The 12,837-nt window shown below is 69.1% G+C and carries 10 protein-coding genes; 3 read left to right on the forward strand and 7 right to left on the reverse strand.

The features are described from left to right. Positions 1–68: 68 nt before the first annotated feature. The 7 genes from IG08_RS0126800 to IG08_RS0126830 all read right to left on the reverse strand — a co-directional run bounded on the left by IG08_RS0126800 (position 69) and on the right by IG08_RS0126830 (position 7,765). On the reverse strand, positions 69–1,094 hold the full coding sequence (locus tag IG08_RS0126800; protein WP_030607447.1) for a LacI family DNA-binding transcriptional regulator: 1,026 nt from the start codon (positions 1,092–1,094) through the stop codon (positions 69–71). Between the two features lie 79 nt (positions 1,095–1,173). Next, a complete protein-coding gene (locus tag IG08_RS0126805) occupies positions 1,174–2,598 on the reverse strand; it encodes a BNR repeat-containing protein (protein WP_030607451.1) in 1,425 nt (474 codons plus the stop codon). 48 nt (positions 2,599–2,646) lie between these two features. Continuing rightward, complete coding sequence (locus IG08_RS0126810; protein ID WP_030607455.1) at positions 2,647–2,967, reverse strand: L-rhamnose mutarotase; 321 nt, start codon at positions 2,965–2,967, stop codon at positions 2,647–2,649. Positions 2,968–2,984: 17 nt separating this feature from the next. After that, complete coding sequence (gene rhaS / locus IG08_RS0126815; protein ID WP_030607457.1) at positions 2,985–4,064, reverse strand: rhamnose ABC transporter substrate-binding protein; 1,080 nt, start codon at positions 4,062–4,064, stop codon at positions 2,985–2,987. A 158-nt stretch (positions 4,065–4,222) separates the two neighbouring features. Next, positions 4,223–5,218 carry an ABC transporter permease gene (locus tag IG08_RS0126820; protein WP_030607460.1) on the reverse strand — a complete coding sequence of 332 codons (996 nt, stop codon included), beginning with the start codon at positions 5,216–5,218 and terminating at the stop codon, positions 4,223–4,225. Next, a complete protein-coding gene (locus IG08_RS0126825; protein WP_030607463.1) occupies positions 5,211–6,251 on the reverse strand; it encodes an ABC transporter permease in 1,041 nt (346 codons plus the stop codon). The genes IG08_RS0126820 and IG08_RS0126825 overlap by 8 nt, the downstream gene beginning before the upstream one ends. Continuing rightward, positions 6,248–7,765 carry a sugar ABC transporter ATP-binding protein gene (locus tag IG08_RS0126830; RefSeq protein WP_030607466.1) on the reverse strand — a complete coding sequence of 506 codons (1,518 nt, stop codon included), beginning with the start codon at positions 7,763–7,765 and terminating at the stop codon, positions 6,248–6,250. Before IG08_RS0126830 ends, IG08_RS0126825 begins: the two co-directional genes overlap by 4 nt. Positions 7,766–8,049: 284 nt before the next feature. Between IG08_RS0126830 and rhaI the strand changes: the two genes are divergently transcribed. From rhaI to IG08_RS0126845, 3 genes are all read left to right on the forward strand, one after another. After that, positions 8,050–9,210 carry an L-rhamnose isomerase gene (gene rhaI, locus IG08_RS0126835; RefSeq protein ID WP_030607469.1) on the forward strand — a complete coding sequence of 387 codons (1,161 nt, stop codon included), beginning with the start codon at positions 8,050–8,052 and terminating at the stop codon, positions 9,208–9,210. Between the two features lie 114 nt (positions 9,211–9,324). Next, on the forward strand, positions 9,325–11,364 hold the full coding sequence (locus IG08_RS0126840; RefSeq protein WP_030607472.1) for a bifunctional rhamnulose-1-phosphate aldolase/short-chain dehydrogenase: 2,040 nt from the start codon (positions 9,325–9,327) through the stop codon (positions 11,362–11,364). Further along, complete coding sequence (locus IG08_RS0126845; protein WP_030607475.1) at positions 11,361–12,809, forward strand: rhamnulokinase; 1,449 nt, start codon at positions 11,361–11,363, stop codon at positions 12,807–12,809. Before IG08_RS0126840 ends, IG08_RS0126845 begins: the two co-directional genes overlap by 4 nt. Positions 12,810–12,837 lie beyond the last annotated feature (28 nt).

A 12,837-nucleotide genomic window follows, 5' to 3' on the forward strand; every position in this document is an offset into this window, starting at 1 on the left:
TCCCAGTTCAGCACATGTTCGTCCGACCCGCCGACCCTCGGGATCATGGAATCGTACTGAACGGCTGATCAGCGCGCCGAGAGGCTGGAGCGCCGCACCACCAGTTCGGGCTGGAGCACGACCCGTCGGTGCTCGTGTTTCCTCGGCGAGCTCTCGGCCTCCGTCTCCTCCAGGAGGAGTTCGGCGGCCATGGCGCCCATGGTGACGGCGGGCTGGCGGACCGAGGTGAGCGGGACGGCCGCGGCGGCCGCGAACTCGATGTCGTCGTAGCCGACGATGGCGAGGTCGTCGGGGACTCCTATGCCGGCCGCGTACATGGCCTGCAGGACGCCCAGGGCGAGCAGGTCGTTGGCACAGAAGACGGCGGTGGGGCGGTCGGCGAGGCCGAGCAGACGGGCGCCCGCGTCCCGCCCGGCGGCCACGTCGAGCCGTTCGGTGGGCAGCTCGCGCAGGCACTCCGGCCCGAGCCCCGCCTCGGCGAGCGCGTTCAAAGCGCCGGTACGGCGGTCGCGGACCTGGTTGAGCCCGGGCGGGCCGCTGACGTACGCGATGGAGCGGTGCCCGGCGTCGACGAGGTGGCGCACCGCCAGGGCGCCGCCCGCCACGTCGTCGACGGAGACCGAGCACTCCGTGGTGCCCTCGGCGACCCGGTCGACGAGGACGAAGGGGATGCCGTGGCGCCGGAAGCTCTCGATGTTGCGGCCCGTCGCGTCGGCGGGGGTCAGCAGCACACCGCGCACCCGCTGCTCGGCGAAGAGGGACAGGTACTCGGCCTCCTCGCTCGCGCTCTGGGCGCTGTTGCAGACCATCACGCCGAGCCCGTCCTCGCGCGCGGCCCGCTCGGCACCGCGCGCGACGTCGACGAAGAACGGGTTGCCCATGTCGAGGACGAGCAGACCCATGATTCGGCTGCGGCCCGCGCGCAGCTGGCGCGCGGACTCGCTGCGGACGTAGCCGAGCCGGTCGATCGCGGACAGCACCCGCGCCCGGGTCTCGGTGGCGACGGTGTCCGGACGATTGATCACGTTCGACACCGTGCCGACGGAGACTCCGGCGACGCGGGCGACATCCTTGATACCCACCGACTGGGCCATCAGGCAGGGACCTCCAGAGGGACGTGGGAGGGCGGAAGGACCTTCACATTACCGTCATGAACGCCGGCGTCTCCCCCGGTCACGCGGGCAGTGCGAAGTCGACGACGTGCAGCGCCGACGGAGTCGTGCCGCTCGACGCCTCCTGGTACATGACCGACAGGACGTTGTCCGCCTTCACCCGGAGCTCGTCGATCACTACCTCGCCGAAGGCGTTCAGGTCGCTGCCGTCGTACAGCACCGCCCAGTCGGTGTACCCGGAGGACTTCGACGCGGCGGCGATACGGCCGAAGGGGAAGATCGCGTAGGCGTTGTCGTACTTGTCCAGGACCAGCTTGGTGCGCTGGCTGGAGCCCAGCACGACAGGGATCTCCGTCTTGGTCCAGGTGCCCGAGGAGTTCTTTCGGAGGTGGAAGGCCCGGCCGTTGGCGGTGCGGTCGCTGACGTAGTTGGTGGTGCACTGGCCGAAGCGGCCCGGGACGTAGCTGATGATCGCGTGCGGGAGGCCGGCCGAGTCGGTGAACTGGCTCTCCTGGTTCATCAGGGAGTGGTCCGGGTTGAGGGAGTCGACGACCAGTCCGGAGTCGGTGACGGCCACGGTGTCGGAGCTGCCCGTGGTGCCCACGAGGGTGCCGGCGTTGTTGCGCCAGGTGCGGCCGCGGTCGGTCGAGTAGACGTAGCCCGTGTCGTGGTTGGTGATGCCGCCGCTGTTGCACATCACGGCGGCGCTCTGCTCGCGCCAGGTGAAGAAGGAGTGCAGGCGGCCGTTGACGTCGTAGTCGATGCCGTGCAGGTACATGTTGCGGGCCGTGCTGGAGCCGTGCGAGCTGGTGTAGGTGCCGGTGGAGCTGGACCACTCCCCAAGAGCGGTCCAGGACGAACCGTCGTACTCGGCAAGGGCGTTGCGCCCGTTGCCGGAGATCCCGACCCGGTAGCTGAGCTGCAGCTTGCCCTCGGGGGTCGCGACGAACTGCGGGTAGGTGAACTGCGAGGTGAGCGCGAGACCGTCGAGCGAGGTCTGGACGGAGCCGAAGACGGACGAGGTCCAGGACGTGGACGCCGGGTTGTCGAGGAGGCCCGCGACCGACTTCACGTAGAAGAAGCCGTCGCTGTGCGAGTCCATGTTGATGTGCAGGCGGCCGTCGACCTTGGAGACGCCCATGGAGATGACGTTGTGGGAGTCGCTGCTCTTGAGGGTGTGGGAGAGCGTGACCTTCGACCAGCTGGACCCGCCGAGGACGCGGCGGGCGATGACGGCGTTCTTCGTCGAGGTGTACCAGGCGGCGTACTGGTAGCCCTTGTACGTGAACAGGCCGTTCTTCTGGAACGAGTTGTTGTTGACCAGGCCGTCGTAGGAGACGAAGAAGACGGCCTGACCGTCGAGTTGGGTGGTCCCCGTCTTGCTGACGGAGGGGCCGGGGTCGGCGGCCCGGGCTGTGCCGGAAGCAAGGGCAGGGGTCATCACGGCTCCGGCGAGTGCGGCGCCCAGCAGGGTGCGTCTCTTCATCTCGAGGACTCCATTGTCGTGCGAGGAAGGGGGAGGGGACGAACGGGGTCAGGCGAGGTGGAACACTTCGGTGAGCGGTTTCATGGCCTCATCGGGACGGGCGCCGTCCAGCGACTCGAAGAACGGCGCCATCTCCGCCTGCCAGCGGGCGTTGACATAGGCGGCTTCCATGCCGGCCTGGGCGGCGGCGAAGTCCTCGGTCTCCAGGTAGCCGACCAGGAGGCCGTCTTCACGCAGGAAGAGCGAGTAGTTGCGCCAGCCGGTGGCCGAGAGCGCCTCGAGCATCTCGGGCCACACGGCTGCGTGCCGCTCGCGGTACTCGTCGAGGCGGTCCGCCCGGACCATGAGCAGGAAGCACACGCGCTGCATCAACAACCCTCCGGCTACTAGAAGTTGAACTGGTCGATGTTCTTGGCGTTGAACACGGTCGGCTTGCCGAGGTTGATCACGCCGTCCTTGCCGATGGTGTAGGTGGTGTCGCCGGCCTTGAAGGTCTCGCCCTCCTTGCCGGTGATCTGACCCGAGACCAGCGCCACGGCCGTACGCGCGGCCAGGTCGCCGAGCTTCGCCGGGTCCCACAGCTCGAACCCCTCGACGGTGCCGTTCTTGACGTACTTGCGCATGTCGTTCGGGGTGCCGAGGCCGGTCAGCTTGACCTTGCCCTTGTACTTGGAGCCGGAGAGGTACTGGGCGGCGGCCTTGATGCCGACGGTGGTCGGGGAGATGATCCCCTTCAGGTTCGGGTACTCCTGGAGGAGGCCCTGGGTCTGCTGGAAGGACTGCTGGGCGTCGTCGTTGCCGTACGCGATCTTGACGAGCTTGATGTCCTTGTACTTGGCGTCCTTCAGCTCGTCCTTCATGAAGTCGATCCAGGTGTTCTGGTTCGTAGCGGTCTGCGCGGCGGACAGGATCGCGATCTCGCCCTTGTAGTCGATCTGTTCGGCGAGCAGCTGCACCTCGGTGCGGCCCAGGTCCTCGGCACTGGCCTGCGAGACGAAGGCGTTGCGGCACTCGGGCTTGGTGTCGGAGTCGTAGGTGACGACCTTGATGTCGTTGTTCATGGCCTGCTTGAGCGCGGTGCACAGGGCGCCCGGGTCCTGCGCGGAGACGGCCATCGCGTTCACCTGCTGCTGGGTGAGCGTGTTGACGTAACTGACCTGCCCGGCGGTGTCGGTGGCGCTGGAGGGGCCGACCTCCTTGTACTTGCTGCCCAGTTCGGTGAGGGCCTTCTCGCCGCCCTTGTCGGCGGAGGTGAAGTACGGGTTGTTGACCTGCTTGGGCAGGAACCCGACGGTCAGGCCCTTCTTGGTGGCAGCGTTGGGGTCGGCCTTGCCGGCGGAGGCGGCAGCGGAGCTGTCGTCCTTGACGTCGCTCTTGGTGGTGCCACCGCAGGCGGTGAGGGCGAGGGCGAGGGAGGTTCCGGCGGCGATCGCGGCACAAGTGCGGCGGAGGGATGACTTACGCATGGCATGGGGTCCTTTGATACGAGGGTGAGTGGAGCGCCCCTTCAGGGGCGCGGGACTGTTTCGATATGCGGCTCCGCCGCGATGGAGGTCCCCCGCTCGAGCGAAGCCGAGAGTGGGGGGAGCGACCAGCCACAGGCGGTCCGCAGCCGACGAACGGCCTATCCGGTGGAGCGTGCCGCCCTCGCCACTGCGATCTGGCGTGCCACACGCGGGCCGAGCACCGACAGCACAAGCAGCACACCGGTGACGACGATCTGCGACTGCGCCGAGACGTCCTGCAGGCTCATCACGTTCTGCAGAGCCCCGAGCAAGAACACCCCGGCGATGGCGCCACCGAGCGTGCCCTTGCCGCCGTCGAAGTCGATGCCACCGAGCAACACGGCCGCGACCACGGAGAGTTCGAGGCCCGTCGCGTTGTCATAGCGAGCGCTGGCGTAGTGCAGCGCCCAGAAGATCCCGGTGAGCGAGGCCATCAGCCCCGTCACCGTGAACAGGATCAACTTCTGCCGCCTGACCCGGAGACCGGCGAACCGTGCCGCCTCCTCGCTCGCGCCGATCGCGAACAGCGACCGCCCGAACGGGGTGGCGTGCAGCACGACCACGGCGATCGCGAGCAGGACGAGGAAGGGCAGGAAGGCCTGCGGGATGAAGGTGTCCCCGATGCGTCCGGACGCGAAGTCCAGGTACTGGGTGGGGAAGTCGGTCACCGCGTCGGAGCCGAGCACGATCTGTGCGATGCCCCGGTAGGCGGCGAGGGTGCCGATGGTGACGGCGAGGGAGGGCAGCCCGAGCCGGGTGACGAGGAGGCCGTTGATGAGGCCGCACACCACGCCGAGCAGCAGGCAGATCGGGATGATCGTCTCGATCGTCATGCCCTGGTTCCACAGGGCGCCCATCACCGCGCCGGACAGACCGGCGGTGGAGGCGACCGAGAGGTCGATCTCGCCGGCGACCACGAGCAGCGTCATGGGCAGGGCGATCAGCGCGATCGGCAGAGTGTTGCCGATCAGGAACGACAGGTTGAGGGCGTTGCCGAAGCCGTCGACAGTGCCGAAGGACAGCAGCAGGACGACGATGAGAAGGGCGCCGACGGCTGAATCCCACCTTTTCAAGGCGGACCAGCGGATCGCTCGACTCAGGGAGAAGTCAGCCATGGCGGGCGTTCCTCTTCTTCAGGGCGGAGGCCACGCGCAGCGCGACGATCCGGTCGACCGCGATGGCGAGGATGAGCAGGATGCCGTTGATGGCCAGCACCCAGACCGAGCTGACGCCGAGGGCGGGCAGCACGCTGTTGATCGAGGTCAGCAGCAGGGCGCCGAGGGCCGCGCCGTAGACGCTGCCGGAGCCGCCGGTGAAGACGACGCCGCCGACCACGACCGCGCTGACGACGGTCAGTTCGTAGCCGTTGCCGGTGCCCGAGTCGACGTTGCCGAACCGGGCCAGGTACATCGCGCCGGCCAGTCCGGCGAGGCCGCCGCAGAAGGTGTACGCCGCCAGGATCCGCTTGCGGACGGGGATGCCGGCGAGGCGGGCGGCCTCGGGGTTGGAGCCGAGCGCGTACAGCTCGCGTCCGCTGCCGAAGTGCTTGAGGTAGTACGCGGTCGCGATCAGCACCGCCAGCGCGATCAGCGCCAGCCACGGCACCGCGGAGATGCCGCCGGAGCCGAAGTCCACGAAGCCGTCCGAGAGGTCGGCCGCCGTGATCTGGCGGGAGCCGACCCAGATCGAGTCGATGCCTCGGATGATGTAGAGCGTGCCGAGGGTGACGACGAGCGCGGGCACCTGGCCGAGGCTCACAAGAAGGCCGTTGAGCAGGCCGAAGCCGATGCCCATCAGGACCGCCAGGAGGATGGCGACGACCGGGTTGCCACCGCCCTGGAGGTAGGTGCCGGCGGCGAAGGCGCTGATGCCGAGCGTGGAGCCGACCGACAGGTCGACGTTGCGCGTGATGACGACCAGCGACTGTCCGGTGGCGACCAGGACCAGGATGGTGGCGTTCAGCAGCAGGTCCTTGATGCCCTGCTCGGTGAGGAACTCGCTGTTGCCGGCCTGGGTGACGCCGATCATCACCAGGAAGACGAGCAGGATGGCGAGCTCGCGCATCTTGAACACACGGTCGACGAGCCGGGTGGCACCGGCCTTGGGCACCTCTGCGGGAGGGGCCTGCTGAGGGGTGGTCACCGTCATGCGGCGGCCCTCCCGGTGGCTGCGGCCATCACGGTTTCCTCGGTGGCTTCGGAGCGCGGGATCTCTGCGGTGAGCCGGCCCTCGTGCATGACCAGCACGCGGTCGGCCATGCCGAGGATCTCGGGCAGGTCGGAGGAGATCATCAGGATGGCCACCCCGTCGGCGGCCAGCTCGCTGAGCAGCCGGTGCACCTCGGCCTTGGTGCCGACGTCGATGCCGCGGGTGGGCTCGTCGACGATCAGCACCTCGGGGCCGGTGGCGAGCCACTTGGCGAGGACGACCTTCTGCTGGTTTCCGCCGGACAGGGTGTTGACGGTGTCGGCGATGCGGGCGTACTTGACCTGGAGCTTGACGGCCCAGTCGAAGGAGCGGCTGCGTTCGGCGCCGCGGTCCATGAGGCCGGCCTTGACGGTCGTACGGAGCCCTGTGAGCCCGATGTTGCGCTCGATGGACATGTCCATCACCAGACCCTGGGCGCGCCGGTCCTCGGGGACGAGGGCGAGCCCTGCGGCCATCGCGGTGGACGGGGCGCCGTTGACCAGCGCCTTGCCGCCCACGGACACCTCACCGGCGTCCCAGCGGTCGATGCCGAACACCGCCCGGGCGACTTCGGTACGGCCGGCTCCCACGAGGCCCGCGAGGCCGACGATCTCGCCGCGCCGCACATCGAAGGAGACGTCGGTGAAGACGCCCTCCCGGGTCAGCCGGCGCACGGTCAGCGCGACCTCGCCCGGCCGCACGTCCTGCTTCGGGTACAGCTCGTCGAGGTCGCGGCCGACCATACGGCGGACGAGGTCGTCCTCGGTCATGTTCTCGACCGGTTCGCTGGCGATCCAGGCCCCGTCGCGCAGGGTGGTCACCTGCTGGCAGATCTGGAAGATCTCCTCGAGGCGGTGCGAGATGAAGAGAACGGCCGCGCCCTGCTCGCGCAGCGTGCGGACTACGCCGAAAAGACGGGCGACCTCGCTGCCGGTGAGGGCGGCGGTCGGCTCGTCCATGATCAGGACGCGGGCCTCGAAGGAGAGCGCCTTGGCGATCTCGACGATCTGCTGGTCGGCGATGGACAGGCCGCGCGCAGGGCGGTCGGGGTCGAGTTCGACACCGAGCCGCTGCATCAGGGCCAGGGTCGCCGAATGAGTGGTCTTGTGGTCGATCCGGCCGAAGGCGCGCCGGGGCTGGCGGCCCATGAAGATGTTCTCGGCGATCGACAGGTCGGGGAAGAGCGTGGGCTCCTGGTAGATCACGGCGATACCGGCGTCGCGGGCGTCACCGGGACCGTGGAAGACGACGGGCGCGCCGTCGAGCAGCACCTGGCCGGCGTCCGGTCGGTGCACTCCTGCAAGGGTCTTGATGAGGGTCGACTTGCCCGCGCCGTTCTCCCCGGCGAGGGCGTGCACCTCCCCGGGATAGAGATCCAGGGAGACATCCCGCAGGGCGCGGACCGCGCCGAAGGACTTCGAGATGCCCTTGAGCGCGAGAACCGGGGCCGGACCCGTGGTGGACGGGTGGGTCATGGAGGCTCCTCGACGACGCCGGCGGGACGGCCCTCACGGCGTCGTGAAAGGTTTCAACTTGGTTGCCGGGACGTTAGGCATGGAGCCCATGTCACGTCAATGGGTCCGTGTCGAAAATATTTCGATGAACGAAGGTCACAGCGGAGTCACGAGCAACAGCCTTGGTCGGAGGGGTTGACACTCTCCCGAAGGGCTCATACTTTCCCGTCTTGAATCGTTTCACAGCGAAGCCTTTCAGAAGTCCTACCGAAGTCCTTTTGACCCGACGTCACAGGAGCCCTCAAGTGACCGAGCTCGCCGCGGTGAAGGCCGCTCTCAAGACACAGGCCGTCGAGACGCCGTCGTGGGCGTACGGGAATTCAGGGACCCGCTTCAAGGTGTTCGCCCAGCAAGGTGTTCCGCGGACTCCGCAGGAGAAGCTGGAGGACGCGGCGCAGGTGCATGCGGTGACCGGTGTCGCGCCGACCGTCGCCCTGCACATCCCCTGGGACAGGGTCGAGGACTATGCCGCGCTGGCCAAGTTCGCCGAGGAGCGGGGCGTGAAGCTCGGCGCGATCAACTCCAACACGTTCCAGGACGACGACTACAGGCTGGGCAGCATCTGCCATCCCGAGGCGGCGATCCGCCGTAAGGCGGTGGACCACCTGCTCGAGTGCGTCGACATCATGGATGCGACGGGCTCCGCCGATCTGAAGCTGTGGTTCGCCGACGGGACGAACTATCCCGGTCAGGACGACATCCGGGCGCGGCAGGACCGGCTCGCCGAAGGGCTCTCCGAGGTCTACGCGCGGCTGGGGGACGGGCAGCGGATGCTGCTGGAGTACAAGTTCTTCGAGCCGGCGTTCTATGCGACGGACGTCCCTGACTGGGGGACGGCTTACGTCCACTGCCTGAAGCTCGGCTCGAAGGCCCAGGTAGTTGTCGACACCGGTCATCACGCGCCCGGCACCAACATCGAGTTCATCGTCGCGACGCTGCTGCGGGAGGGGAAGCTCGGTGGGTTCGACTTCAACTCTCGGTTCTACGCCGACGACGACCTCATGGTGGGTGCGGCCGATCCGTTCCAGCTCTTCCGGATCATGTACGAGGTGATCCGTGGGGGTGGGTTCTCGCCCGACGTGGCGTTCATGCTCGATCAGTGCCACAACATCGAGGCGAAGATTCCGGCGATCATCCGGTCGGTGATGAATGTGCAGGAGGCCACGGCGAAGGCGCTGCTTGTCGATGCGGTGGCTCTGGCGGAGGCTCAGCGGTCGGGGGATGTGCTTGAGGCCAATGCGGTGCTGATGGCCGCGTACAACACGGACGTGCGTCCGCTGCTTGGCGAGGTTCGTGAGGAGCTGGGGTTGGACGCGGATCCCATTGCCGCGTACCGCCGGTCCGGGTGGGCCGAGAAGATCGTGGCCGAGCGGGTTGGTGGGCAGCAGGCCGGGTGGGGGGCGTAAGCGTCTGCCGAGTTCTGTCTGCTGCGGACTGCGGGCCGTATGTGGCTGGTCGCGCAGTTCCCCGCGCCCCTGAAGAAGTGCACTCACCCTCTCTCCAGTAAGGACTGAACGTTCATGGCACCCCACCCCGAAGCCGCCGCCCTCCTCGCCCGGTCCCATCGGCTCGGCGCTGATCCCCGTAACACCAACTACGCCGGTGGCAACACGTCCGCGAAAGGCACCGACACCGATCCCGTCACCGGTGGTGACGTGGAGCTGATGTGGGTCAAGGGGTCCGGTGGGGATCTCGGGACGCTCACCGAGGGTGGGCTGGCCGTGTTGCGGCTGGACCGGATGCGGGCGCTCGTCGATGTCTATCCGGGCGTCGAGCGCGAGGACGAGATGGTCGCCGCCTTCGACTACTGCCTGCACGGCAAGGGTGGCGCGGCTCCTTCCATCGACACCGCCATGCACGGGCTCGTCGAGGCCGCACACGTCGACCACCTCCACCCCGACTCCGGGATCGCGCTCGCCTGTGCCGCCGACGGGGAGAAGCTGACCGCCGAGTGTTTCGGGGACACCGTGGTGTGGGTGCCGTGGCGGCGGCCCGGTTTTCAGCTGGGGCTGGACATCGCGGCGGTCAAGGAGGCCAATCCGCAGGCCATCGGGTGCGTGCTCGGCGGGCACGGGATCACGGCCTGGGGGGACACCTCCGAGGAGTGCGAGCGGAACTCGCTGCACATCATCCGGACCGCGGAGGCCTTCCTCGCCGAGCGCGGGAAGCCGGAGCCGTTCGGGCCGGTCATCGAGGGGTACGAGCCGCCGGCCGAGGCCGAGCGGCGGGAGCGGGCCGCGGCGCTGGCCCCGTACGTCCGTGCCGTCGCCTCCCAGGACAAGCCGCAGGTCGGGCACTTCACCGACTCCGAGGTCGTCCTCGACTTCCTCGCCGCCGCCGAGCATCCGCGGCTGGCCGCGCTCGGCACCTCCTGCCCGGACCACTTCCTGCGGACCAAGGTGCGGCCCCTCGTCCTCGACCTGCCGCCCACCGCCCCGCTCGACGAGGCGATCGCGCGGCTCAAGGAGCTGCACGCCGAGTACCGCGAGGAGTACGCCGCCTACTACCAGCGGCACGCCGAGCCCGACTCCCCCGCGATGCGCGGCGCCGACCCGGCGATCGTGCTGATCCCGGGCGTGGGCATGTTCTCCTTCGGCAAGGACAAGCAGACCGCCCGGGTCGCCGGCGAGTTCTACGTCAACGCGATCAACGTGATGCGCGGGGCCGAGGCGGTCTCGACATACGCGCCGATCGAGGAGTCGGAGAAGTTCCGCATCGAGTACTGGGCCCTCGAGGAGGCCAAGCTCCAGCGGATGCCGAAGCCCAAGCCGCTGGCGACACGCGTGGCGCTGGTGACGGGTGCCGGCAGCGGGATCGGCAAGGCGATCGCGCACCGGCTCGTCGCCGAGGGCGCGTGCGTTGTCGTCGCCGACCTCAACGCCGAGAACGCCGCTCAGGTCGCCGAGGAACTCGGCGGGGCCGACAAGGCCGTCGCCGTGACCGTCGACGTGACCTCCGAGGAGCAGATCACCGCGGCCTTCAAGGCGGCCGCGCTGGCCTTCGGCGGTGTCGATCTGATCGTCAACAACGCCGGGATCTCCATCTCCAAGCCGCTGCTGGAGACCTCGGCGAAGGACTGGGACCTCCAGCACGACATCATGGCCCGCGGTTCCTTCCTGGTGTCGAGGGAGGCGGCCCGGGTGATGATCGCGCAGGGGCTGGGCGGCGACATCGTCTACATCGCCTCGAAGAACGCCGTGTTCGCCGGCCCGAACAACATCGCCTACTCGGCCACCAAGGCCGACCAGGCCCACCAGGTCCGGCTGCTGGCCGCCGAGTTGGGCGAGCACGGCATCCGCGTCAACGGGGTCAACCCGGATGGTGTGGTGCGCGGGTCCGGCATCTTCGCCGGCGGCTGGGGTGCCCAGCGGGCCGCCGTGTACGGGGTGGAGGAGGCGAAGCTCGGCGAGTTCTACGCCCAGCGGACCATCCTCAAGCGGGAGGTGCTGCCCGAGCACGTCGCGAACGCGGTCTTCGCGCTGACCGGCGGGGAGTTGACCCACACCACGGGGCTGCACGTCCCGGTCGACGCCGGCGTCGCGGCCGCCTTCCTGCGATGAGCGCGGACGTGAAGTCGTACGCCGCGGTCGACCTCGGCGCGTCCAGCGGACGTGTCATGGTCGGCCGCGTCGGCCCCGACAGCCTGGAGCTCAGCGAGGCACACCGCTTCCCCAACCGGCCCGTCCGGGTGCCGGAGGGGCTGCGCTGGGACGTTCTCTCGCTGTACGGCGGTGTCCTGGACGGGCTTCGGGCGGCGAGCCAGGTGGACTCCATCGGCATCGACAGCTGGGCCGTCGACTACGGCCTGCTCGACGCCGACGGAGCGCTGCTCGGCAACCCCGTGCACTACCGGGACGCCCGGACCGAGGGCGTCGCGGAGAAGGTGTGGGCGACCGTGCCCGCCCCCGAGCTGTACGCCGCGACGGGGCTGCAGTACGCGCCCTTCAACACGCTGTACCAGCTCACAGCCGCGCGCTCCACGACCCAACTGGCCCACGCCCAACGCCTGTTGCTCATCCCCGACCTGCTCACGTACTGGCTCACCGGCCAACAGGGCACCGAGCTGACCAACGCCTCCACCACCCAGCTGATCGATCCCCGGACGCGCGAGTGGTCGTACGACATCGCCGCCCGACTGGGCATCGACCTGGGCCTGTTCGCGCCGCTGCGGCAGCCCGGTGAGACCGCGGGTGTGCTGCGGGCGGAGGTGCTGGAGGAGACCGGGCTGACCGGGCCGGTGCCTGTGACGGCGGTCGGGTCGCACGACACCGCGTCCGCGGTCGCGGCCGTCCCGGCCACCGGCGAGCGGTTCGCGTACATCTGCACCGGCACCTGGTCCCTGGCGGGCCTGGAGCTGGACGCTCCGGTGCTCACCGAGGAGAGCCGGACCGCCAACTTCACCAACGAGCTGGGACTGGACGGCACGGTCCGGTATCTGCGCAACATCATGGGGCTGTGGCTGCTCCAGGAGTGCCTACGGGCCTGGGGCGACCCCGACCTGGGCGAGTTGCTGCTGGATGCGGCCAAGGTGCCGGCGCTGCGGTCGGTCGTGGACGCGGGGGACGCGGCGTTCCTGGCGCCGGGCCGGATGCCGGAGCGGCTCGCCGAGGCCTGCCGGGCCTCGGGGCAGCCGGTGCCCGAGTCGCCGGCCGAGATCACGCGCTGCATCCTCGACTCCCTGGCCCTCGCCCATCGCAAGGCCGTCGAGGACGCGCAGAGGCTCGCCGACCATCCGGTGGATGTGGTGCACGTCGTCGGCGGCGGCACCCGCAACGCCCTGCTGTGCCAACTCACCGCCGACGCCTGCGGGTTGCCGGTGGTGGCGGGTCCGACGGAAGCGGCGGCGCTCGGGAACGTCCTGGTCCAGGCCCGGGCCCACGGCCTTGTCGGTGACCTCGCGGGCGGGCGCCGACTGCTCACCCGTACGCAGCCACTGACCCGGTACGAACCCAGGGGCGACCCGGAGCGCTGGCGCGAGGCTCAGGCCCGGCTCGCCGGGAGCTGACGAGGCCGCCCCCGGACCTCTCGCCCGG

The organism is Streptomyces fulvoviolaceus, assembly GCF_000718165.1.
In the GTDB taxonomy this organism is placed as follows: Bacteria; Actinomycetota; Actinomycetes; order Streptomycetales; family Streptomycetaceae; genus Streptomyces; species Streptomyces fulvoviolaceus.